This window comes from Candidatus Krumholzibacteriia bacterium (assembly GCA_035268685.1).
GTDB lineage: Bacteria > Krumholzibacteriota > Krumholzibacteriia > JAJRXK01 > JAJRXK01 > JAJRXK01.
This window is the reverse complement of record DATFKK010000037.1, coordinates 23046-44988: the sequence shown is the minus strand read 5'-3', so window position 1 is coordinate 44988 and position 21943 is coordinate 23046. Positions and strand designations below refer to the sequence as shown.

The 21943-nt window shown below is 69.6% G+C and carries 23 protein-coding genes; 9 read left to right on the top strand and 14 right to left on the bottom strand.

The genetic code is table 11. From position 1 onward, the window contains the following. Nucleotides 1-38 precede the first annotated feature (38 nt). The 3 genes from VKA86_04190 (at nt 39) to VKA86_04180 (ending at nt 3993) form a co-directional block, all read left to right on the top strand. Nucleotides 39-614 (top strand): hemerythrin domain-containing protein, encoded by a 576-nt coding sequence (locus VKA86_04190; GenBank protein HKK70393.1) that lies wholly within the window; start codon nt 39-41, stop codon nt 612-614. A gap of 141 nt (nt 615-755) precedes the next feature. After that, nucleotides 756-3014: an aconitate hydratase gene (locus VKA86_04185; protein HKK70392.1), complete on the top strand. Its 2259-nt coding sequence runs from the start codon at nt 756-758 to the stop codon at nt 3012-3014. 43 nt (nt 3015-3057) lie between these two features. After that, nucleotides 3058-3993: a DUF523 domain-containing protein gene (locus VKA86_04180; protein HKK70391.1), complete on the top strand. Its 936-nt coding sequence runs from the start codon at nt 3058-3060 to the stop codon at nt 3991-3993. Here the strand turns inward: VKA86_04180 and VKA86_04175 are convergent. After that, nucleotides 3990-4658, bottom strand: a complete 669-nt coding sequence (locus VKA86_04175) for a PhoU domain-containing protein (protein ID HKK70390.1) — start codon at nt 4656-4658, stop codon at nt 3990-3992. The genes VKA86_04180 and VKA86_04175 overlap by 4 nt on opposite strands. Before the next feature lie 178 nt (nt 4659-4836). Between VKA86_04175 and VKA86_04170 the strand changes: the two genes are divergently transcribed. The 3 genes from VKA86_04170 to cyoE all read left to right on the top strand — a co-directional run bounded on the left by VKA86_04170 (nt 4837) and on the right by cyoE (nt 6768). Beyond that, on the top strand, nt 4837-5286 hold the full coding sequence (locus tag VKA86_04170) for a DUF420 domain-containing protein (protein ID HKK70389.1): 450 nt from the start codon (nt 4837-4839) through the stop codon (nt 5284-5286). A 165-nt stretch (nt 5287-5451) separates the two neighbouring features. Next, nucleotides 5452-5787, top strand: a complete 336-nt coding sequence (locus VKA86_04165) for a 4Fe-4S dicluster domain-containing protein (GenBank protein HKK70388.1) — start codon at nt 5452-5454, stop codon at nt 5785-5787. A gap of 120 nt (nt 5788-5907) precedes the next feature. Next, nucleotides 5908-6768, top strand: a complete 861-nt coding sequence (gene cyoE, locus VKA86_04160) for a heme o synthase (GenBank protein HKK70387.1) — start codon at nt 5908-5910, stop codon at nt 6766-6768. 28 nt (nt 6769-6796) lie between these two features. Here cyoE and serB read toward each other — a convergent pair whose 3' ends face one another. Together serB and VKA86_04150 are read right to left on the bottom strand one after the other, a co-directional pair. Further along, a complete protein-coding gene (gene serB / locus VKA86_04155; protein HKK70386.1) occupies nt 6797-7678 on the bottom strand; it encodes a phosphoserine phosphatase SerB in 882 nt (293 codons plus the stop codon). After that, the gene (locus VKA86_04150) at nt 7675-9510 is read right to left on the bottom strand and encodes an ABC-F family ATP-binding cassette domain-containing protein (GenBank protein HKK70385.1); all 1836 of its coding nucleotides are present in this window, start codon (nt 9508-9510) and stop codon (nt 7675-7677) included. The genes serB and VKA86_04150 overlap by 4 nt, the downstream gene beginning before the upstream one ends. 117 nt (nt 9511-9627) lie before the next feature. Between VKA86_04150 and VKA86_04145 the strand changes: the two genes are divergently transcribed. Further along, a complete protein-coding gene (locus tag VKA86_04145; GenBank protein ID HKK70384.1) occupies nt 9628-10050 on the top strand; it encodes a hypothetical protein in 423 nt (140 codons plus the stop codon). 9 nt (nt 10051-10059) lie between these two features. Here VKA86_04145 and VKA86_04140 read toward each other — a convergent pair whose 3' ends face one another. The 7 genes from VKA86_04140 to VKA86_04110 form a co-directional block, all read right to left on the bottom strand. Further along, nucleotides 10060-10653 (bottom strand): hypothetical protein, encoded by a 594-nt coding sequence (locus tag VKA86_04140; protein ID HKK70383.1) that lies wholly within the window; start codon nt 10651-10653, stop codon nt 10060-10062. A 118-nt stretch (nt 10654-10771) separates the two neighbouring features. Then, nucleotides 10772-11518, bottom strand: a complete 747-nt coding sequence (gpmA, locus tag VKA86_04135) for a 2,3-diphosphoglycerate-dependent phosphoglycerate mutase (protein ID HKK70382.1) — start codon at nt 11516-11518, stop codon at nt 10772-10774. A gap of 81 nt (nt 11519-11599) precedes the next feature. Continuing rightward, nucleotides 11600-12307: a phospholipase A gene (locus VKA86_04130; GenBank protein ID HKK70381.1), complete on the bottom strand. Its 708-nt coding sequence runs from the start codon at nt 12305-12307 to the stop codon at nt 11600-11602. Nucleotides 12308-12400: 93 nt separating this feature from the next. Continuing rightward, nucleotides 12401-12679 carry a hypothetical protein gene (locus VKA86_04125; protein ID HKK70380.1) on the bottom strand — a complete coding sequence of 93 codons (279 nt, stop codon included), beginning with the start codon at nt 12677-12679 and terminating at the stop codon, nt 12401-12403. A 2-nt stretch (nt 12680-12681) separates the two neighbouring features. Continuing rightward, nucleotides 12682-13110, bottom strand: coding sequence for a BrxA/BrxB family bacilliredoxin (locus VKA86_04120; GenBank protein ID HKK70379.1), 429 nt, complete (start codon nt 13108-13110; stop codon nt 12682-12684). 133 nt (nt 13111-13243) lie between these two features. Beyond that, the gene (locus VKA86_04115; GenBank protein HKK70378.1) at nt 13244-14665 is read right to left on the bottom strand and encodes a sulfatase; all 1422 of its coding nucleotides are present in this window, start codon (nt 14663-14665) and stop codon (nt 13244-13246) included. After that, on the bottom strand, nt 14662-15522 hold the full coding sequence (locus tag VKA86_04110; protein HKK70377.1) for a phosphodiester glycosidase family protein: 861 nt from the start codon (nt 15520-15522) through the stop codon (nt 14662-14664). The genes VKA86_04115 and VKA86_04110 overlap by 4 nt, the downstream gene beginning before the upstream one ends. Before the next feature lie 149 nt (nt 15523-15671). On the opposite strand from VKA86_04110, the gene VKA86_04105 reads away from it, so the two are divergent. Beyond that, a complete protein-coding gene (locus VKA86_04105) occupies nt 15672-16598 on the top strand; it encodes a TerB family tellurite resistance protein (GenBank protein ID HKK70376.1) in 927 nt (308 codons plus the stop codon). Nucleotides 16599-16613: 15 nt separating this feature from the next. Here the strand turns inward: VKA86_04105 and egtD are convergent, their stop codons facing one another. Then, nucleotides 16614-17594, bottom strand: coding sequence for an L-histidine N(alpha)-methyltransferase (gene egtD / locus VKA86_04100; GenBank protein ID HKK70375.1), 981 nt, complete (start codon nt 17592-17594; stop codon nt 16614-16616). 170 nt (nt 17595-17764) lie between these two features. Between egtD and VKA86_04095 the strand changes: the two genes are divergently transcribed. Beyond that, nucleotides 17765-19972 (top strand): MFS transporter, encoded by a 2208-nt coding sequence (locus tag VKA86_04095; GenBank protein ID HKK70374.1) that lies wholly within the window; start codon nt 17765-17767, stop codon nt 19970-19972. Here the strand turns inward: VKA86_04095 and VKA86_04090 are convergent. The 3 genes from VKA86_04090 to VKA86_04080 are packed head-to-tail and all read right to left on the bottom strand — an operon-like array spanning nt 19963 to nt 21940. Beyond that, entirely contained in the window at nt 19963-20517 is a 555-nt protein-coding gene (locus tag VKA86_04090) for a DUF5668 domain-containing protein (GenBank protein ID HKK70373.1), read from the bottom strand. The genes VKA86_04095 and VKA86_04090 overlap by 10 nt on opposite strands. Continuing rightward, a complete protein-coding gene (locus tag VKA86_04085) occupies nt 20514-21353 on the bottom strand; it encodes a zf-HC2 domain-containing protein (GenBank protein HKK70372.1) in 840 nt (279 codons plus the stop codon). The genes VKA86_04090 and VKA86_04085 overlap by 4 nt, the downstream gene beginning before the upstream one ends. Further along, the gene (locus VKA86_04080; protein ID HKK70371.1) at nt 21350-21940 is read right to left on the bottom strand and encodes a sigma-70 family RNA polymerase sigma factor; all 591 of its coding nucleotides are present in this window, start codon (nt 21938-21940) and stop codon (nt 21350-21352) included. Before VKA86_04080 ends, VKA86_04085 begins: the two co-directional genes overlap by 4 nt. Nucleotides 21941-21943: the final 3 nt, after the last annotated feature.

The following is a 21943-nucleotide window of genomic DNA, read 5'->3' as shown; positions in this document are numbered from 1 at the left end:
CACGCCCGGTCCCGATCCACTGCGAGGACTGCACACTGATGGCGGACACGCTCGTGCTCCTGCGCCTGGAGCATCGCAACTTCCTGCGCGTTCTCGACGTCCTCGAGGGGATCACCCGGGGAATCGAGCGGGGAACGCCCTTCGACGCCCGGTTGCTCGACCAGGTCTTCGAGTACTTTCTCGGATACCCCGACTGTTGTCACCATCCGAAGGAGGACCTGGTGCTCCGTCGGTTGCAGGTGCGCGACCCCGACGCCGCACGCCGTCTCGGCGACCTGATCGACGACCACGAAGAACTCACCGCGCTCACACGCCGGACCGCCGACCGTGCCCGCCGCGCCGCCGGCCGACCCGATCCGTCGCTCGCCCCAGAATTGCGGCACTTCTCCGAGGTCTATCGCGAACACCTCGAGACCGAGGAACGGGTCTTCTTCCCCACCGCCGAGCGCATGTTGGGCGCAGAAGACTGGGAAGTGATCGACTTCACCATGTTCGATCAGCCCGACCCCGTCTTCGACCAGCCGGCCGAGGAGCGCTACCAGAGTCTGCGCCGGGCGATCCTGGAGCGCGCCGACGGCGAACCGCCCCCCAGCGCCGCCGAATCCGAGGGCTGACCCGCAGACCGCCTCTGTCGCTACGGAAAGGGGCTGGCCCGGTGGACCTCGCGCACGATCGCACTATCCTGTGCGCGTGCGCCCGGCGCGACCACCCGATTCCGCGCCGCCTGTGCCCTTTCTTCCTTCGCGAGGCAGAACATGGAGACGATCAAGGCCCTCGAGACCCTCTACGGGTCGTTCGCCGAACGACACGCGATCGGACGCCAGACCTACGGTCGAGCCCTGACCCTGACCGAGAAGATCCTGGTCGCGCACCTCGACGACCCGAAGGCGAAGCCCGAACGCGGCGTCACCGTCGCCAGTCTCCGCCCCGACCGTGTGGCCATGCAGGACGCCACCGCGCAGATGGCCATCCTCCAGTTCATCAGCGCGGGCAAACCGACCGTGGCCGTGCCCAGCACCGTGCACTGCGATCACCTGATCCGCGCCCGCGTGGGCGCCGACGCCGATCTGGCCGTGGCCAACGACGAGAACTCCGAGGTCTACGAGTTCCTGCGATCGGCCAGCGAGAAGTACGGAATCGGCTTCTGGAAGCCCGGCGCGGGCATCATCCACCAGGTCGTGCTCGAGAACTACGCCGCCCCGGGTCAGCTGATCATCGGCACCGACAGCCACACGCCCAACGGCGGTGGACTGGGCATGCTCGCTGTCGGTGTGGGTGGCGCCGACGCCGTCGACGCCATGGTCGGCATGCCCTGGCAGGTGCTGTGGCCGAAGATCATCGGCGTGAAGCTCACCGGCAAGATGGGCGGCTGGACCGCCCCCAAGGACGTCATCCTCAAGCTGGCCGGCCTGCTCACTGTGAAGGGCGGCACCGGCGCGATCATCGAGTACTTCGGCGAGGGCACGAAGTCGATCAGCTGCACCGGCAAGGCCACCATCTGCAACATGGGCGCCGAGCTGGGGGCCACCACCAGCGTGTTCCCCTTCGACGAGGCCATGGCCCGCTATCTCGAGGCCACCGACCGCGAGGCGGTCGCCGCGCTGGCCCAGAAGCACGCACCCGAACTCGTGGCCGATCCCGAGATCCACACCGACCCCGAAACCTACTACGACAAGATCGTCGAGATCGATCTGTCGACGCTCGAGCCGCACATCGTGGGTCCGCACACCCCCGACCTCGCGCGTCCGATCAGCGAGATGGCGAAGGCCGTGCAGAACGAGGACTATCCCGACGAATTGAGCAGCACGCTCATCGGCAGTTGCACGAACAGCAGCTACGAGGACATCGACCGCTCGGCGAGCATCGCGCGCCAGGCCCGGGACAAGGGCCTCAAGACCGCGACCCAGTTCATGGTCACCCCTGGCAGCGAGCAGGTCCGCGCGACCATCGCCCGCGACGGCCAGCTCCAGGAACTGACCGAGATCGGTGGAACGGTCCTGGCCAACGCCTGTGGTCCGTGCATCGGCATGTGGCAGCGTGACGACGTGCCCGAGGGCACGAAGAACTCGATCCTGACCAGCTACAACCGCAACTTCCCGCGGCGCAACGACGGCAATCCCGACACGCTGGCCTTCATCGGCAGCCCCGAGATCGTCACCGCGATCGCCCTGAGCGGCCGGCTGAGCTTCAACCCGCTCACCGACACGCTGACCAACGAGAAGGGCGAGCAGGTGAAGCTCGACCCGCCCACCGGCAACGAGCTGCCCGAAGGCGGCTTCGACGCCGGCGAACGTGGCTACCAGCCGCCGGCCGCCGACGGCAGCGCCGTGGAGGTCGTGGTCGAGCCCGACAGCAAGCGCCTGCAGCTGCTCACACCCTTCGAGCCGTGGGACGGCAAGGACTTCTCCGACCTGCGCGTGTTGGTGAAGGCGCAGGGCAAGTGCACCACCGACCACATCAGCCCGGCCGGTCCGTGGCTGCGCTTCCGCGGACATCTCGACAACATCAGCGACAACATGTTCATCGGTGCGGTCAGCGCCTTCGGCCACGATCCCGGCAAGGGCAAGAACCAGCTCGACGGCTCGATCGACGGCTACAGCAAGATCGCCCGCGCCTACAAGGACAAGGGCATCGGCTGGATCGCCGTGGGCGACGACAACTACGGCGAGGGCAGCAGCCGCGAGCACGCGGCCATGGAGCCGCGGCACCTCGGCGCCCGGGCGGTGCTCGTGCGCAGCTTCGCGCGCATCCACGAGACCAACCTGAAGAAGCAGGGCGTGCTGCCGCTGACCTTCGTCGACCCCGCCGACTACGACGAGGTGCAGGAGGACGACCAGGTCGACATTCTCGGGTTGACCGAACTCGCGCCGAAGAAGAACGTGACCGTCGTCCTGAAGCACGCCGACGGCAGCGAGGATCGCTTCGAGGCGAAGCACACGCTGACCGACGAGCAGATCGAGTGGTTCCGCGCCGGCAGCGCCCTCAACCTGATCCGCCAGAAGGAACAGGGCTGATCCGGCCACCCGCCGTGCGCGGCGGGCGAGCACGGGAGCGGAGATGGATCTCTCGCTCGGGACCCGGCTCCGGCTGGGCGTGAGCAGCTGTCTACTGGGCGAAGCGGTTCGCTACGACGGGTCGGACGAGCACGACCACTGGGTGGCGGACCGCTTCGGTCCCATGGTCGAGTGGGTGCGCGTGTGCCCCGAGGCCGAGGCCGGACTCGGCGTTCCCCGCCCGAAGATCCAGCTGGAGAGCGCCGACGGTTCGGTCCGCGTGCGCGAGGTCGAGGCGACGACCGATCACACCGAACGGCTGCAGGGTTGGGCCGACGAGAGACTCGGCGACCTCGACCTCGAGGCCCTCGACGGCTACGTGTTCAAGGCCCGCAGCCCGAGCTGCGGCGTGAACGGCGTCGACGTCTTCGACGGCGGCACGGCGATCGACCGCGCCCGCGGCTTCTTCGCCGAACGGCTGCTCGCCGTCGCCCCCCAACTGCCGACCTGCGACGAAGACGACGTGCAGGTGCCCGAACGACGCCGACACTTCCTCGAGCGGGCCCAGGCGCGGGCACGGTGGCGGCATCGGATCGCGACCCTTCCCGCCGACGCGGTCGATCGCGCCGAAGCGGTGGCCGATCTCCTCGATCGCCACGCGTTGCTCCTCGCGTGTCGCGAACGGACCCCGATCGCCTTCGACCGCTGCGGCGCCGACAACGCCGCGTTGCGGGCCACCGGCCAGCTCCTCGCCGAACGCATGTACGCCGATCCCACCGTGGTCGGGCACGTGCGCGCCCTCGCCGTGCTGTTCGATCGCATGCACGGCGTCACGGCGCACGAACGGGCCGGCCTGGGGGTGTTGATCGATCAGGTGGAGCGGGGCGAGACCGACACAGAAGTCGCCCGCCAATTCGCCCGCGGGCTCGTGCTGCGCGCGGGCGACGCGTGGTCGCGCCGACAGCACTATCTGGATCCCGTGCCGTTGGCCGGGCTCTAGGACCCGTCGCCGCGCACCGGCTCGAATCCGATCCGGTCGATCGGATTCACCACACCCGAGGCCAGGTTCGACAGGTGGGCACTGATGCGCTTGAAGTAGCGTGCGGTCAACGAACCGACCACCGCATTGCAGCCCAGGACCTTCTCGTCCCGGCAAAAGCCGTCGACCAGATCCTCGCAACGCCGGCCGAGGCCGTGCTGACGGTCCATCACCTGCGTGCCCAGATCGACGTCGCCCTTGCGGATGGTCTCGATGGTGTCGTCGAAGAGCGAAAGCAGCTCGCCACGATACATGACCAGATGATCGAAGCCCCCACCCGTGGGCCACGCGCCCCGCAGCCGGGGCCGCAACTGGTCGATGTTCTTGGCGTAGTCGCCGATGCGTTCCACGTCACCGATCGTGGACAACAGGATCACCGAGGTCGTCAGGTCCACGCTGGGCTGCATGACCAGGTGCTCGAAGACCATGCGCCGCACCTCGATCTCGGCCGCGTTGATCTGTTGATCGGTGGCCATGACGTCGAGCTCGACGGGTTCACCGAGGAGCAGACCGCCCGACACCTGCTCGGTGAAGCGTCCGGCCAGGACGAGGCTCTCGTCGGTGATCTCCACCGCTGGCGCCAGGAGGTCCTTGGCACGCAACGCGTCGTAGAGGGACTTGAACATGGCACGGACCTCCTCGTGGACTCTCGGAAGGATCATATATAAAGCATTGATCAAGATAACACCATGTATCAAGAACGGTGCCATGGGTCGGAATCCGCGCGCCACGCAGTGGCGAACTCCACTCTCGCGAGTTTGCGTAGCGCCGAGCCCCATCCACATGTCGCCGAAAGGCCCCATCTTGGACGTCCGCGATCTCCCGGCGCTGAACGCCACCCTGAACACCATCGCCGCCGTTCTCCTGGTTCTCGCCTTCGTGGCGATCAAGCGGGGCGACGTCGAGCGGCACAAGAAGCTCATGCTGTCCGCGACCGCCGTCAGCGCCGCCTTCCTGACCAGCTATCTGATCTACCACTTCGGGTTCGGATCCGTCCCGTTCACGCATCAGGGCACCGCTCGCACGGTGTACTTCGCGATCCTGATCCCGCACGTGATCCTGGCCACCGTGCAGGTTCCGCTGATCCTCGCCACGTTGTGGTTCGCCCTCCGGGGCCGATTCGAGCGTCACCGCGGGGTCGCGCGCGTCACCTGGCCGATCTGGATGTTCGTGTCGGTGACCGGCGTACTCGTGTATTTCATGCTCTACCAGTGGTTTCCGTCGGCGGAACTGGCAACCGCCGCCGCGGGCTGACCCACTGCGCCCCATCGGGTGCTGCAATCCGGCTGCGGCGTGATACCTTTCGGACGCCCGGTGCTCCGCTCCGGGACCGTCGATTCAAGCCCTGGCGAGGCGGTCCGGACCCGGACCGGATCCACGACCGCCCCGACTCGCCCGTTCTGGACTCGAGGAGATCCGATGACCTACGTCGTGACGCAGTACTGCGTGGACTGCCGCTACACCGATTGCGCAGAGGTGTGCCCCGTCGAGGCCTTCCACATCGGCCCGCGCATGCTGTACATCAACCCGGAGACCTGCATCGACTGCGATGCCTGCGTGCCCGCATGCCCGGTCAGCGCGATCTATCCGGAGGACGAGGTCCCCGAGAAGTGGGCCCACTGGACCGAGATCAACGAGGAGGAGTGCGAGCAGTACGACACGATCGTCGAGAAGATCGACCCACTGCCCACCGCGAAGCCCCTCGAGGAACTCGAGAAGATGGAAGAGGAAGGCACGCTTCCGACCTACCCCTAGGTGCCACGCGAGGGTCCACGGTGCCCCGGTCCTTGCCGGGGCGCCACCCGCCCGCTAACTAGTCCATCTGCACCAGGGCCGCCCGGCGCCGGTGCACCTCCGGCCTGCGAGACGCGCCCCATGCAGTTCCTCGTCGATCTCGTCGAGCTCACCAAGCCCCGTCTGGCCACGCTCGTCCTGTTCACCACGGGCGTGGGCATCCTGGTGGCCCCCGTCGACCTGCCGATGGTCGAGGCTGTCGAGGCCATGCTGCTGACGGCCATGGTCGTCGCTTCGGGCACGACCCTGAACATGTACCTGGAGCGCGACGTGGACGGCCTGATGCGTCGCACGGCCGACCGGCCGCTGCCGACCGGTCGCATGTCGCCGCGCGTGGCGCTGGTCTTCGGTGTGGTGCTGCTGCTGGTCTCGCTACCGCTGCTGGCCTGGCGCGTCAACCTGCTCACCGCCGGACTCGGACTGATGGCCTGGGTCGTGTATCTGTTCGCCTACACACCGCTCAAGCGGCGCAGTGTGGCCGCCGTCTACGTGGGTGCCGTTCCCGGCGCGACCCCGGTGCTCATGGGGTGGACGGCCGCGACGGGGGCCCTCGAGGGCCCGGCCCTGGCGCTCTTCGCCATCCTGTTCCTGTGGCAGATTCCCCACTTCATCGCCATCAGCATCTTCCGGCGCGACGAGTACGACGCGGCCGGACTCAAGGTCCTGCCGGTGGAGTACGGCCATCGCCACAGTATCTGGCACATGTTCGGGACCTGCCTGGGCCTGATCGTCGCCAGCCTCTTGCCGATCCTCTACCACGTGGGCGGGCCGCTCTACACGATCACCGCGCTGCTCCTGGCCGCGGGATCGCTGATCGGCGCCCTGTGGGGGATGCGCCCGGATTCCGGACCCCGGTGGGCCCGAGGATACTTCTTCGGTACGCTGATCTACCTGCCGGTCCTGCTGGGCGTGCTGGTCGTCGACCAGTTCGTGCGGCTGTGATTCCGCCGCACCCGCGGCTCGTCGACCATCACCGTGACGGACGTGGGTGCCCCGACGACGGAAGGGCCAGGGCCACCGTGGCGCGCAGGTCGTGCCGGTGCACGACGACGTCGGCCACGGCGTCGAGCACGGACTTCGACCCGAAGGCCACACCCAGTCCGGCCGAAGCGAGCATCGGGGCGTCGTTCGCGCCGTCGCCCACCGCGATCGCCGGCCGACCGGCGCGCAGCCGGTCGAGGATCGACGCCTTGGCGGCCGCATCGATCACCGGCCCGCAGATCCGTCCGCTCAGCCGGTCGTCGATCACCTCGAGCTCGTGGGCCGTGGCATGGTCGAGCCGCAGGCGGCGGGCGACGGCCTCGACGAGTGGCAGGAAGCCTCCACTGATCACCGCCACGTGCCAGCCCCGGTCGCGGGCGGTCGACACGGCCTCGATGGCTCCCGGGACCAGTGGAAGGTCCGCGGCCTCGGCCTCGACCTCGCTCCAGGCCAGCCCCGCCAGGCGCTTCGTCCGTTCGCGCAGCGACGCCTCGTAGTCGAGCTCACCGCGCATGGCGCGGGCGGTGAGTGCGGAGACCGCGGGTCCGACCCCCGCCCGCTCGGCCAGTCGGTCGATCCCTTCGGCATCGACCAGGGTCGAGTCGGCGTCGAAGGCGATCCAGCCCGGTGCCACGTCCCGGTGCACGGCCGGGACCAACCCGACGCTGAAGGTGTGCTCGCGGGCAGCGGCCAGGAGTTCGGCACGCAGCGTCGACCCATGGGAATCGATCTCGATCTCGGCGCGCGTCAGACCGGCGACCCCGGAGAGTTCGACGCGACCACGCTCCACCTCGCGCCGATCGAGGATCGTCTCGATCTCGGTCGCCGCGCGGGCATCGTCGGCGAGCCACCGGATCACCGCAGCGGTCACGGCGCCTTCTCCTCGAGCTCGCTCCAACGTGCGTACAGCGCCTCCACGGTGTCCTGGGCTTCCTTCAGATCGGCGTAGACCTCGTGCATGCGCTCGGGCTCGGCGAGCGTGGCCGGGTCCTGGCTGAGCGCTTCCAGCGCTTCGACGCGCTCCTCGGCCTCGAGGATCGTCGGCTCCATGGACTCGAGCTCCCGCTTCTCCTTGTACGACAACTTGGCCGGCCGCGACGCGGACTTCGAGGGAGTCGCCGTGTCCGTCACGGCGGTCGACGGGTTCCGCTGCGTCCCCGCCCGCTCGGTCTCCGCTCGGCGGAGTTCGGTGCGCATCTCCTCCCACTGCGACAGGTCGGCCAACTCGCGCCAGCCACCGTGGCCGTCGAGGGCGATCAGGTCGGTGGTCACCCGGTCCACGAGGAAACGGTCGTGCGAGACCAGGACGACCGCGCCCTCGAAGTCCAGCAGACTGCGCTCGAGCTGTTCGAGGGTCGGAATGTCGAGATCGTTCGTGGGTTCGTCGAGCAGGAGGACGTCGGCAGGGGTGCGCATGAGCCGGGCCACGAGCACGCGAGCGCGTTCCCCGCCCGAGAGCGTGCGGACGGGCTGGGCGAGCTGGTCGTCGCGGAAGAGCAACTGCCGCGCGAAGCTCTTCACGTGCATGCGCCGGCCGGCCACCTCGACGTGGTCGCCCTCCGGCGAGAGGGCCTCGGCCACGGTCACCGTTTCGTCGAGTTCTTCGCGCTCCTGGTCGAAGTAGACGACACGGACACCGGGCGCCCCGTCGACCCGGCCCTCCTCGGGCGGGATCTCGCCCAGCAGTGTGCGCAGCAGCGTCGTCTTCCCACTGCCGTTCGGTCCGACCAGACCGACTCGGCGGCCGGGACCGAGAACCAGATCGAGCTCCTCGAAGCAGAGGCTGCCACCGATCTCCTGCCGAGCGCCCTCCGCGACGAGCAGACGGCGCGTGCGCCGGCCGGTGTCGGTGAACGAGCCCTCGACACGGTCCTCACGATTGAGCGACCGGACCCGGTCGAGTTCGGCGATCGTGGCGTGCGCGCGGTCGACCCGGGTCTGCGACTTGCTGCGCCGCGCCTTGGGCCCCTGCCGCAGATAGCGGATCTCTTCGCGCACCTGGGCCGAGAGCGAGTCTTCGGTGCGCTGCAACTGCTCGAGGGCCGCGGTACGCTGCTCGAGGAAATCACTGTAATGACCGTCGCAGACGAAGAACGAGCCGGGATGCCGTGGATCGATCTCGGCGACGCGCGTGGCCACGGTCTCGAGGAAGCGGCGGTCGTGGCTGATCACGACACAGGTCACGCGCTGGCCGACGAGGGTCCGCTCGAGCCATTCGATCGACTCGAGATCGAGGTGGTTCGTGGGCTCGTCGAGCAACAGGAGATCAGCGCCGGTCGCCAACTCCGCGGCCAGGGCCAGGCGGCGCTTCCATCCCCCGGACAGGCTCGACACGCGGGCATCGACGTCGTCGAAGCCGCAGCGACCCAGGGTGCGGCGCGCGGCCACCTCGGGGTCGGTCCCCACGGGGGGACCCGGATCGCGCCGCAACCGGGCGGTGACGACGTCGACCACGGCGACGCGGTCGTCGAGTTCGACTTCCTGGCGCGACCACGCCACCCGCAGACCGCGCCGCGCGCTGAGGGCGCCCTCCCAGGGCTCTTCCTCCCCCGCGAGCATGCCAAGCAGCGTGGACTTGCCCGCCCCGTTCGGTCCGACCAGACCCAGACGGTCACCGGAGTGGAGGGTCAGGTCGATCCCGCGGAAGAGGACCCGCGGTCCGGCGTGGGCACCCACGCCGCGCATCTGGAGCAGTTCGGCCATGCCGTCGTATCTAGCACGATCGTTCGGCGACGGCGATGGTCGCCGTGGCCGGACTTCCTGCGGTAGACTCCTGCCATGGACTCCCCCGCACCCCTCCTCGCCCACGGGAGACCCGTGGTGCGCCGTCACCGGGCCTCGTTGTCGGCGTGTCTCGTCGTGCTCGCCCTCGTCGCCGCCGGGTGCGGCGACGACGACACCGACGATCCGGTCGGGCCCGAGCCGGCCGGCGTGGGCTTCGAAGCCGACGTCCAGCCGATCTTCGACCTGCGCTGCACCCAGGCCTGCCACAGCCCGCCGACGCTCAACGGAAACCTCGACCTGTCGCCCGGCGCGAGCCACGCCGGACTGGTGGGCGTTCCGGCCGACGGTTACGCCGACCGGATCCGCGTCGTCCCGGGAGAACCGGATTCCTCGCTGCTGTACCTGAAGCTGATCGGCGACCCGGACGTCGGCAACCGCATGCCCCTGTTCGGCTCGCTCGACAGTCTCCGGATCACGACCATCCGTACGTGGATCGAGGACGGCGCCCGGGACGACTGAGACATCGCGTCAGAAGCTGCACAGGGCATCGAGTGCGGACCCGTCGCAGTTGGTGCAGATCGCCCGCTGCGCGCAGCCCGTCGACCAGAGGCTCGCGCGCATGCAGCCGTAGAGGTCTCCGATCAGGCCCGGGATGTCGCAGACGATCTGCAGCCGTGCGAGTTCGTCCGGCGCGGGTGCGTCGAGGGCGTTCGCGACGAGAGCGACGGCCTCGCGTTCGCAGTCGGTGCAGGGCGCCGCGCGCCGGGCCTGCTCCACGAACTCGGGGTGACGCGCGAACAGGTCGTCGCGGGCCTGCACCATGCGAGCCACGAGGTCCTGCTCTTCGGCCAGCGAGAAGCCGAGCCGTTTCGCCAGGGCCCGCGGATCGGCGGAATCGTACAGGGCGAGGAACTCGTCGCCGCTCACGCCGAGCGCGCGCGCACGTCCGAGCACCTCGGAGCTGACGGCATGGAGTTCGACCACCGCGGGATCGACCGTCGGCTGCGGCGCCGAGGTGTCCCCACGCGGATCGTCGGGCAAGGCGTCGTCACCGCAACCGGGAACGAGTGCGAACGCCGAGATCGACAGGACGACGAGGACGGGAACGACGGGGGAACGCATGAGCGCATCCTCCCCGGGAGGTCGAGTGCGCACACGCTAGCGATCGATCCGCCCCCGGGTCAACGCCCAGGCGCGGATCGGCGCGAGAACGTCATCGGAGCGGACAGATCCGCCGCGGCTACTTCTTCTTCGCCTGCTCGGCCACGGCCTTGGCCCGAGCCTCCACCGCTTCCGGATCGCCCAGGTAGAAACTCTTGATCGGCTGCAACGCATCGTCGAGCTCGTAGACGAGGGGCACGCCGGTCGGAATGTTCAGACCGACGATCTCGTCGTCGCTGACGTCGTCGAGGTACTTCACCAGGGCACGCAAGGAGTTCCCGTGGGCACAGATCAGGACACGTTTGCCACTGCGCACCGTCGGCGCGATGCGATCGCTCCAGTACGGCAGGAAGCGCTCCACCGTGTCCTTCAGACACTCGGTGAGCGGCAACTCGTCCCTGGTCAGGTGGTCGTAGCGCCGATCGTGGGAGGGGTGACGCTCGTCGTCGGGCTCGAGCGCGGGCGGCGGCACGTCGTAGCTGCGCCGCCAGATCAGGACCTGTTCGTCTCCGTGCTCCTCGGCGGTCTCCGCCTTGTTCAGACCCTGAAGGGCGCCGTAGTGCCGTTCGTTCAGGCGCCAGTGACGCTCCACGTCGATCCACTCCAGTCCCATCTCCTCGAGCGTGATCCACAGCGTCTTGATCGCACGCCGCAGAACCGAGGTGAAGGCGATGTCGAAGTCGTAGCCCTCCGCCTTCAGGATCCGGCCGGCCTCGAGGGCTTCGGCCTCGCCCTGCTCGGTCAGACCCACGTCGGTCCAACCCGTGAAGCGGTTCGAGAGGTTCCATTCGGACTGACCGTGGCGCAGCAGAACGACGGTGGGCATGGCGGGGCTCCTGCGGAATGGGAACGATCCGGGACTCGGAGGGAGTCTAGCGCGGTCGGCGAGCGAAGCAACCGTGTCGCGTCAGCGGTCCAGCGTCACGCCCAGCCGCAGCGCACGGGTGATCCGTGCGTCGTCGTGCAGCATCTCGCCTCGACCCCAGAAGACTTCCACCAGGAAGCGCACGCGTCGATCGGGGACGACCCGGTGCGGCAGGGGGAGCCTGAGCGCTGCCCGGATGCTGGTGACCGGCGAGTCGTCGACCGGGTCGAGCGACCAGCGGGCCCGGAACGCGGGCGCCAGGAACGACTGCTCGTCGCCGCGCAGGTGGATCTCCCCGTCGCCCACGGTGCGACGGAGATCGGGGTTGGTGTCCTCGACCCGGAAGCCGATCCACGCCGCCGCCGTCACACGCCAGGACCCCGACCGCCGTTCCACGGTCAGGACCACCCGGTTCCATCCGCGTGAGAGCCCCTGCTCGAGACCGTTGGACTCGTGGACGTAGCTGCCCCTCCACCTCCACGAAGCCGCCGAGGTCTGCAGATACACCTCGGGCCGGAAGTTCGTCTCGACGCGGAAGGGATCGTCGTCGTCGTCGACGTCCCAGAACGAGCGCTGCCCGTAGACGGCGCCGACCGTGGTGTGCTGCACACGGAGCACCGGGAGATCGACGTGCAGTCGGAACTTCGCCGAACGGTCGGCCGGGTCCCCCGCGGCGTCGAAGGACACCGACGCCGGCCGGGCGGGGACCGAGAACACGAGCACCGCGATCGTCAGGAAGAGGCGCACCACCGGTCGGACTCCGGACGACGAGACGACGAAACGACGAACCCCGCCTCCGATCCGCGGAGGCGGGGTCCAGCGAACACCGGCCATGCCCGGATGTCACGCGGCGATCTCGCCCAGGCGCTTCACGCTGATCACCGAGCCCAGTTCGAGCACGACGCGGTCGTGGCGAGGGAAGAAGCCGACCGTCGCCACGCGTTCGATCCACTCCTGCTTGCTCGAGGCGCCCTCGGACTCGTCGTGCCGATCGGCGCCAAGCAGGACGATGCGATCGACGGTCATCGTGTCGCACCGGCCGACCCAGACCTCCGGGCCGTCCGTGTCGACCACCACGGTGATCCCGTGCAGTTGCCCCTTGCCCTCGTGGAAGGTGCCCACGATCAGGCTCCGGCTGCACTGAACTTGTCGAAGGCCTCGGTCAACTCGTCGGCGATCTCCTGGGCCGAACGCGACTCGATCCGGTGGCGCGGCACGAAGTGCACGAGCTCACCATCCTTGAACAGGACCATCGACGGGCTCGACGGCGGGAAGTCGGCGAAATGGGAACGGGCCTTCTCGGTGGCCTCGACGTCCTGACCGGCGAAGACGCTCGCCACGCGGTCGGGTCGGTTCCCGTGCTGCAGGGCCACGGCCACCGACGGGCGCGCCTGGCCCGCGGCGCAGCCGCACACCGAGTTCACGATCAGCAGTGCGGTGCCCTGCTCGTTCGCGAACCACTCGTCGACCTCGCCCGCGGTCAACAGCTCCTGCACACCGAGTCGGGTGAGTTCCTCGCGCATGGGTGCGACGAGCATCGGATCGTAGGGCATCGGACGTCCTCCACGGGTCGTCATGGGACGGCCGTCACCGCGCGCTGGCGGATCCGGCGCGAAAGTCTACTGATTGGTAGGTATTGAGTAGTGCACTTGCACCAGGGCCGCAAGAGGTCGGTGCGGCTCCGGTTCACTCGATGTAACCCAGGGCGCGCAGGCGCTCCTCGGTCTCGGGGTCCATGGTGTCGGCGGGCCGATCGTCCTCGGTCGCGACCACGCGGCGCTCCGGACCGAAGTGCAGGTCGAGCGCCGCGCGCAGGGTGCCGACCACCTCCGGCCGGATGTCGGCCAGGTCCTCCTCTTCGCGCGGATCGGACCGTCGGTCGAACAGTTCGGCCGTCTGCACGCCGTCGAGGCTCATTTCGGTGTAGCGCCACTGCGCGTTCCAGACCGACTTGGCCCAGTTCCGGCTGCCGGCCCCGTACTCGGCGAAGAGCAGCCGCTCGCCGAGGTCGTCGCCGCGTATCGCGGGCACCAGACTCACCCCGTCCACCGGGCTCTCCAGCGGTTGGTCCAACAGCTCCATGAGCGTGGGCAGCACGTCGACCAGGCTCACCGGATCCTGCACGCGCGTTCCGCCGAGCCGACCGCCCGGCAGGCGGATCATGAGGGGGACCTGCAGGACCTCGGCGTAGGGCAGACGGTGCGTGAAGTAGACGTCGTGCTCGGTCAGGTGCTCTCCGTGGTCGGCGAGGACGACCACGATCGTGTCGTCGAGATGTCCGTTGTTGCGCAGCCGCTCGAACACCTGGCCGAGATGATCGTCGAGATAGGTCACGCCCGCGGCGTACTGCTTCACCGGGAACAGCAGGTCCTTCACGTCCCGCATCCACCGGTAGCGCTTGCGCGGATTCTGCGCGATGCGATTGCGGTCGCTGTAGATGACGTCGATCGAGCGCACCGGATCGTCGGGGATCGAGTCGGGCTCGCCCTCGTAGTACATGCGATCGAAGGGCTTCGGCGGGCGGTAGGGGTCGTGGGCGTCGAAGTAGTGGACGAGTCCGAACCAGGGTTCGCGAGGGGGAACCGAGAGCGTGCCCGCCACCCTCGACTGGTAGTTCCGTAGCCGCGTGCTGACCGGGCCGGTGACCTGCGCCCGGAACTGCTGGAAACCGCGGTCCATGCCGAAGCCCTTGCCCAGGTAGTCGACCGCGACCAGACCCCAGGTCTCGTAGCCGCGCGTGCGCAGGATCTCGGCCATGACGGGCATCGACTCGGGGATCCGCAGGCGCTCGCCGCCGATCGCCGTGTGGTGCTGGGGCTCGCGTCCCGTGTAGACCGACGACATGCTCGGCAGCGTCCAGGTCGACGTCGACGCGGCGTCGTCGAAGACGATCGCCTCCTCGGCGAAGGCGTCGAGGTTCGGCGTCTCGACCTCGGTCGCGCCGTACACGCCCAGATGGTCGGCCCGGAAGGTGTCGAGCACGAGGAACAGCACGTTCGGCGGTCCCAGGCTCGGATCGATCAAGGGTTCGCGGCGTTCGGCACGGCCGCAACCGGCCAGCAGGACCAGGACGGCCACCAGGATCGTCCGGCTCCGGGAGCCATTCATCGCGCCGTTCCCCGACGGACCACACCCAGCACGTTCGGCACCTCGCGGAACTCGCGGGGAGCGGCCGTGCCCTCGTAGCGGCCCACCACCGAGATCGTCTCGCGGCCACCGGTCACGTAGAGCGAGGCATCGTGTCCCCCCTCGACGAAGTGGGCGGCCACCAGGCCCCAGTCCTCGCGCGCCAACCACCGCGCCAGATCCGCCGTCTGCTGGGGTGCGCCGCTGTGCACCAGAACGAGCCATCCCCGCTGGTCGACGCCGATCGCCGCCGTCGCGTAGAGCTTGCGGTCCTGCCACGGGATCGGCTCGCCGCGGCAATCGAGCAGCCGATAGTTCTGCACGATCGCGCGGTAGTCTCGCTGCAGGTCCTCCAACGTCACGCCACCGCACTCCAGACCCACCAGCCGGAAGGGCGGCACGTCGTCGCTCCGGGCCCCGAAGGCCAGGATCCCTCCGAACCGTGGATTCACCGCGGGGTTGTTCACCCGCTCGTCGTCGACCATGTAGCCGGTGCTGCGTTCGTTCGGCAGGTACATGGAGGCGTTGATCGCCGCGACGAGGTCGAAGTCCTCGACCCACCGGTCGACCGGACGCGCGCCTCCGTGCTCGGCCGCGGTCAGCAGACGCATCTCGAAGCGGGCGGGGTCGACGTGGACCAGCGTCACGGGATCCTGGCGACCCTGCGCACCGCCCTCGGGCCAGCGCCGGACCACCTCCAGCCCCGGCTCGAGCGTCACGAACGGGGGACGCGCACCGCCGGCGTTCGGCTCCGCCCCGCAGCCGACCGCGGTCGCCGCGGCGCAGCCGAGCAGGGCGGCATGCGTCCATCGGGCGGCGGAGGGGTGCGTGCGCGGCATGAGTCGATTCCCGGGGAAGCGTGGGCGAGCGGCATGGTGGCGCCCCCCCGGCTCCCGGTCAAGTCCCTGCCCCGGCTCCCGACGGTCGACGTGCTCCGGTTCGTCCGTATCTTCGGAACGGTCCTTCCTCCACGATCGGGAGATCTGCCGTGAGCACACCCTTCGCGCTGACCCTGGGCCGGGTCCTCATCGCATCGGCCTGGGCCGACGGCGAGCTCAGCGCCGACGAACGGGTCGCCCTCGAGGACCTGCTGTTCTCGATGCCGGACCTCGACGCCGACACCTGGCGCGCGCTGCGCAGCGAGCTCGGCCGTCCCTTCGACCCCGCCCACCGCGAGACCCTGGTCCGCGAGCTCGAGGCCGCCCTGGGCGATCCGGACACGCGTCTGCGGGCGCGCGAGGCGTTGCAACAGCTCATGGATCGCGTGGGACCGGAGAGCGACGAGGGACGGGCCCTGGCCGACGCGCTGGCCGCCGTCGACGCCGCCAGCGCCGAAGCCGCCCACGAGACGGGAGAGGGCGGGTGGATCGGACGCTTCCGCCGGGCCTTCGGCGGATCCCTCGGGCGCCACGCCGGCCGGCTGCGCCAGACGATGGGCCGGGAAGAGGAGATTCGTCTGGCCCTCGAGAGCCGCTTGCGCTCGCACTGGCCCGACGACGAGCCCTACCCCGACGACACCACCCTCCGCCGGCTGGCCCTGGGTGCCGGAATCCTGGCCCACCTCGTGCGCCTCGACGACGTGGTCGAGTCCGGGGAGCGGCAGGCCCTGATCGGCGCACTCACCCAGCAGTGGGGCCTGGGCGAGAACGCCGCCACGCTCGTCGCCGACCTCGCCCTCGACGAGACCGCTCGGGGTGTCGACCTGCACACGCTGATGCGCGATTTCGTCGACGTCACCGATGAAGACGGCCGCCAGCGTTTCCTGGCCGCCGTGTTCCTCGTGGCCGCCGGTGACGGCCGGGCGAGCTTCGACGAGATCGAGGAGGTGCGCCGCATCGGCCGCGGGCTGCTCCTGTCGCACCGTCACTTCATCGCCGCGAAGCTCTCGTTGCCCGACCGATTCCGCGACACGTGACCCAGGGACGGCGACTCAGGCCGCCGCCCGGTCGACCCAGTACAGGTGCACGCTGAACTGCTCGTCGGGGTCGGTCCACACCTTCGCCAGCCGGAGTCCCGCGGCGCGCGCCATGGCCGCGAACTCGTCCACCTCGTACTTGTGCGAATTCTCGGTGTGGATCGTGTCACCCGCCGCGAAACGATAGGTCCGTCCGTCCAGACGGACCTCCTGATCGCGCAGCGACTCGAGATGCATCTCCACCCGGCCCAGATCCGCGTTCCAGATCGCGCGATGACGAAAGGCGTCGACGTCGAAGTCGGCGCCGAGCTCCCGGTTGATGCGATCGAGCAGGTTCAGGTTGAAGGCCGCAGTGACGCCCTCCCGGTCGTCGTAGGCCCGTTCGAGGCGCCGGGGATCCTTCTTGAGATCGACCCCGACCAGCAGGCCGCCGTCGTCGCCGCAGTCCTCGGTGACGGTCCGCAGGAAGTGCTCGGCCTCGTCCCGCGTGAAGTTGCCGATGGTCGAGCCCGGGAAGAAGACCACCCGGTGGCCGGGCCGGTGCTTCGGTTCCGGGATCGGAATCGGTTCGGTGAAGTCGGCACAGACCGGCAGGATCTCCAGGTCGGGATACCGTCCCTGCAACCGGGCCGCCGCGTCGACGAGATGGTCCCGAGAGATGTCCACGGGAACGTAGCCGGCCGCCTCGGGAAGGTGGTCGAGCAGCAGGCGCGTCTTCGAGCTGTTCCCGCTGCCGAATTCGATCACGAGCGGGTCGTCCTCGAGACTCTCGACGATGTCGTCCATGTTCGACTCGAGGATCGCGACCTCGGTCCGTGCCGGGTAGTACTCGTCGAGCTCGGTGATGCGGTCGAAGAGGCGCGAACCCTTCGCGTCGTAGAAGTACTTGCACGGAAGGGTCCGGGGATCGGACTCGAGCCCCGCGCGGACGTCGTCGAGGAAACTCCCCGTCGAGGGATGCAGGTCGAGCAGGGAAGGGGCGGCCGATTCGTCCATGGGATGACCTCCCCGCGCGGCCGTCCGGGCCGGCGCGGTCGTGCGGGCGGGGGTGGGGCTTCGCGATCGCGAGGGGGTGATCCGGGCACCGCCGAGACCGGCGCCGACGAAAGCGTGCTTTCGGTCTACCATACCGGGCAGCATTTCCACCGGCAACCGCGGGAGTCGGCATGAGCGACCGCGAGTCCACTTCCCACGCGATCGGTGCCGCCAGTCTGTGCGCGGCGCTGTTGATCGCGCAGCAGGTGGGCGCGAAGACCACGCGCGACACGCTGTTCCTCGAGAACTTCGACGTGTCGCTGCTGCCCCGCACCCTGGCTGCGGCGGCGGTGGTCACGGTGGTGTTCGTGCTCGGGGCCGGCCGTCTGATCGCCCGCTTCGGTCCGGCACGCGTGGTGCCGGCCGCATTGGTCGCGAGCGGTGTCCTGCAGCTCGGGGTCTTCGCATGGGCCCGCGTGGCTCCCGCCCCGGCCGCGGTGGGCTACTACCTGTTGGTGGCCGCGACGGGGGCGCTCCTGGTCTCGGGCTTCTGGTCGGTCGTGAACGAGCGCTTCGATCCCCGCACGGCGCGCCGGAGCGCGGGGCGTATCGGCACCGGCGCGACCTTCGGTGGTCTGGCGGGGGGCGTGGTCGCACTCGTAGCGGGCCACGCCGTCGGCGCCCAGTGGTTGCTGGTGCTGCTCGCCGCGCTGCACCTGGTGGCCGCGGTGGTCGTGCATCGTTTCGGGCGCTCGGGCTCGACCTCGGCCGACGAGGAGAACGAGCCGGGCCCGGTCGGCCAGGGCTGGCAGGTGCTGCGGCGGCAGGGTTTCGTGCGAGACCTCGCCGTGATCGTGATCCTTCTCACCGCGGGTGCGGCCTGCCTCGACTACGTCTTCAAGGACTTCGCCCAGCAGCGTTTCGGCGACGGGACACAGGCCATCGGACTGGTCACGTTCTTCGGCGCCTTCCACACCGGGAGCGCCCTGCTGACCTTCCTGCTGCAATCGGCCTTCGCGCCGGTGCTCCTGCGCCACGCCGGACTGGCCCGGACCCTGGCCACGCTGCCCGCCGGGCTCGCTCTGGGAGCGGTCACGCTCCTGCTGGTGCCCCTGTGGCCGGTGGCGGCGATCGCACGGGCGGCCGAGAGCGGACTGCGCAGCTCTCTCTTCCGTTCGGCCTACGAGCCGCTCTACACGCCGCTCGCGCCCGACGAGAAGCGCGCCTCGAAGAGTCTGATCGACGTGGGCGGGGAACGCTTCGGCGATGCTCTCGGCGCACTGACGGTCCAGGTCCTGCTCTTGGCCCTTCCCGTGACGGCTCCCGGCGAGACCCTGCACACGATTCTGCTGGCGACGACCGCGATCACCGGCGTCCTCGGTCTGCTGATGGCCGTGCGCCTGCACCGTGGCTACATCGACGCGCTCGAACGCAGCCTGATGCGGCAACACGTGAAGCTGGAGCTCGACGAGGTCGTCGACACCGCCACGCGCACCATGGTCCTGCGGACCCGTCCGGCCGATCCGGACCCCGCGACCGAACCCGAGCCGCCCCGCCCCTCCCCGCCGACCGAGGACCCGGTCCTGAAGACCGTGGAAGGTCTGCGCAATCGCGACGCGAAGGTCGTCGTCCGCACGCTCGCGGCCTCGACACCGCTCGCGCCGGAGCTGGTCGGCCACGTGGTTCCGCTCCTCGCGTGGGACGCCGTGGCCGAGACCGCCATCGAGAGCCTGCGCCACACCGGTCCGCGCGCCACCGGACCCCTGCTGTCCGCACTGCTCGACGAGGCCGAGGACTTCAGCGTCCGGCGTCGGGCGCCCCGCGCACTTCCCGATCATCACGAACCGTGGGTCCGCGAGGCGCTGCTGCGTGGTCTGGAGGCCGACCGCTTCGAGATCCGCTTCCAGTGCGGACAGGCCCTGGCACGTCATCACGTCCACGACGGAACCGCCGTCGCGCGCGACCGGATCATGGACCACGTGCGACGCGAGGTGGCCGTTCCCGACACCCTGTGGCGCTCCCACCGTCTGCTCGACGGTCAGGACCGCGGACCGCGGTTCGTCGACTCGCCCGCGGTGCGCAAGGCCCCCGCGGGACTCCGACACGTGTTCTGTCTGTTGGGACTGGTCCTGCCGCACGAGGCCCTGGGCCTGTGCCTCGAAGGCATTCTCACGCGGGATCCCCAGCTCCGGGGAACCGCGCTGGAATACCTCGACGGCGTCCTGCCCGCCGACGTCCGCCAACAGCTGTGGCCCAAGCTGGAGGTCGCCGAGCGAACACCGCGACCGGCGGCCGCCGATCCGGACTCGGCCCTGCGGACCCTCATGGGCTCACGGGAGCGGATCCGCACCCTGCTCTCGACGCAGAGCGACGAGAGCACCGAACCGCCTCAGTCCTGACGGCTCCGGCCGATCATCCGCGCACCGAGGACGATCAGGATCGCGGGCCACCACTCCACGATCCAGCGCAGATCCATGTCGAAGCGGGTGACGCCGAGCAGGAGCACGCCGATGCCGATGAGGATCCATCCCGACATGCGTCCGTCGCCGGTGCCACGGTCGTCGACCCAGGGCACGCCGAAGCGTGGCGCCGGGCGTCCCAGCCGGCGTGCGTGGTTGATCGCGCGCGCCGCCCGGCCCGCGTCGACCACGCTGTAGACGACCAGGAAGGGCAGGGCCAGGGAGAACAGCGGGTACAGGGGACGGAACTCGTAGGTGTTGAGCGAGAAGAGGAGCACCACGAAGGCCCCGGCGAATACCAGACCCCGCCGGATCGCGCCCACGTACAGATGACCGACACCCGGCAGGAATCCCAGCAGGGCGGCCAGCACGGCGGACTTCTCCTCGGCCGGTGGAGCGGCGGTGTCGTGACCGCTGTCCGACTCCGACCAGTTGTCCCAGCGGGAATGCCCCGCGTTCGGGTCGTTCCGCGGTTCGTCGTTCACGCTCGTCCTCCCGGGGCACGTGCACACGGTCCGTCGAGACGCTCCTCCGGAGACCGCAGTCCCAGCCACAGACCCTGCAGCCCGCACTCGATCTCGCTGGCACCCTCGACGACGCGATCGGCGTCGCCGATCAGGAACCCGGTGCCGGCGCGCGCCAGGCCGTCGCCGAGACGGTCGAGCTCCTCGATCAGGCGCGGGCCGTGGTGGCGGACGGTCGGCGTGGCGACCACGGAACTCCACGCGGCGTCGGCGGCCCGTCCGGGAACCGCCACCGTGCCACGCACGGCGTCGAGCGCGCGGCCCGGTAGCTGCGGGAAGGGCGCGAAGGGACTCGAGGTCAGGAGCACCAGCACCGCCGTCACGATCACGGCGAGATCGCGCGCGGCTCGCGGGCGATCGATCCATCCGTTCCAGCGGTCCACTGCCCGTCGCCACGCCACGTGCCTCAGCGAGGGACGATCGACCGTCGACATGACGACGTCCGAGGCGAAGTCGGCATCGGGCTCCAACTCGGAGAGTTCGGGCAGGATCCGCCGACACCGGGCCAGGGCGCGGGCGAAGCGTCGGCAGTGGGCGCACTCGGCCACGTGGTCCTGCAGGAACACCTCGTGGCCATCGGCAGCCAGCTCCTCCTGCACGCGGGAACAGGTCCGGCCGGTGGTGCTCGCCAGGACCGATTGCACGATCGACGGCCGATCGCCGCCGCGCACGACCGCGACCACCGAGCGGCACTCGGCACACGCGGCCAGATGCGCGTCGACGGCAGCGGATGCGTCGCCCCGGAGCGCTCCGGCGAGGTAGGCGTCGAGATGCTCGTGCAGTCCTTCGCAGTTCATCGCGCTCCCTCCTCTCCCATCGACCGCGCCTCTTCGTCCTCGAGTGCGAGGACTGCCCGCGCCAGCTCCGCCCGGGCCCGTGCAGCGCGGGACTTCGCCGTGCCGCCCGGGATTCCCAGCAGCTCGGCCACGTCCTGCAGCGCCATGCCCTGGATGTCGCGCAGTACGAGGATCTCGCGATGCAGCTCGCTGCACCGTTCGAGCGCACGCCGGACGAGGCCGCGGTCACTGCGACGCTCCGCGTGTTCGGCCGGATCGGGTGCGGGGTCGGCCAGCGCGAGCACGTTCTCCACCGGAACGTCCTGGGCCGGGGGGCGCGCCGCGCGCCGCCGCGTGTGGTCGATCGCACACGTCCGCGTCACCCGGAGCAGCCAGGGAACGAAGCGGTCCTCCTGCTCGAAGTTCGGCAGCGAGCGGTGGACGCGGATGAAGACCTCCTGCGCGACGTCGCGGGCGTCCTCGCGCGAGCGGACGTAGTGGGTCACCAGGCCCAGGACCCGGCCCTGGAAGCGGCGGACCAGTTCCTCCCAGGCGAGTTCGTCGCCCTCGCGGCAGCGCCGCACCAGTTGCGTGACGTCGTCGTGCATCTC

Excerpts from the sequence above, each read along its gene's own strand:
- VKA86_04190 (HKK70393.1), top strand. The coding sequence starts at position 39 with ATGGCGGACACGCTCGTGCTCCTGCGCCTGGAGCATCGCAACTTCCTG.
- VKA86_04185 (HKK70392.1), top strand. The coding sequence starts at position 756 with ATGGAGACGATCAAGGCCCTCGAGACCCTCTACGGGTCGTTCGCCGAA.
- VKA86_04180 (HKK70391.1), top strand. The coding sequence starts at position 3,058 with ATGGATCTCTCGCTCGGGACCCGGCTCCGGCTGGGCGTGAGCAGCTGT.
- VKA86_04175 (HKK70390.1), bottom strand. The coding sequence starts at position 4,658 with ATGTTCAAGTCCCTCTACGACGCGTTGCGTGCCAAGGACCTCCTGGCG.
- VKA86_04165 (HKK70388.1), top strand. The coding sequence starts at position 5,452 with ATGACCTACGTCGTGACGCAGTACTGCGTGGACTGCCGCTACACCGAT.
- cyoE (HKK70387.1), top strand. The coding sequence starts at position 5,908 with ATGCAGTTCCTCGTCGATCTCGTCGAGCTCACCAAGCCCCGTCTGGCC.
- VKA86_04150 (HKK70385.1), bottom strand. The coding sequence starts at position 9,510 with ATGGCCGAACTGCTCCAGATGCGCGGCGTGGGTGCCCACGCCGGACCG.
- VKA86_04140 (HKK70383.1), bottom strand. The coding sequence starts at position 10,653 with ATGCGTTCCCCCGTCGTTCCCGTCCTCGTCGTCCTGTCGATCTCGGCG.
- gpmA (HKK70382.1), bottom strand. The coding sequence starts at position 11,518 with ATGCCCACCGTCGTTCTGCTGCGCCACGGTCAGTCCGAATGGAACCTC.
- VKA86_04120 (HKK70379.1), bottom strand. The coding sequence starts at position 13,110 with ATGCCCTACGATCCGATGCTCGTCGCACCCATGCGCGAGGAACTCACC.
- VKA86_04115 (HKK70378.1), bottom strand. The coding sequence starts at position 14,665 with ATGAATGGCTCCCGGAGCCGGACGATCCTGGTGGCCGTCCTGGTCCTG.
- VKA86_04110 (HKK70377.1), bottom strand. The coding sequence starts at position 15,522 with ATGCCGCGCACGCACCCCTCCGCCGCCCGATGGACGCATGCCGCCCTG.
- egtD (HKK70375.1), bottom strand. The coding sequence starts at position 17,594 with ATGGACGAATCGGCCGCCCCTTCCCTGCTCGACCTGCATCCCTCGACG.
- VKA86_04095 (HKK70374.1), top strand. The coding sequence starts at position 17,765 with ATGAGCGACCGCGAGTCCACTTCCCACGCGATCGGTGCCGCCAGTCTG.
- VKA86_04085 (HKK70372.1), bottom strand. The coding sequence starts at position 21,353 with ATGAACTGCGAAGGACTGCACGAGCATCTCGACGCCTACCTCGCCGGA.
- VKA86_04080 (HKK70371.1), bottom strand. The coding sequence starts at position 21,940 with ATGCACGACGACGTCACGCAACTGGTGCGGCGCTGCCGCGAGGGCGAC.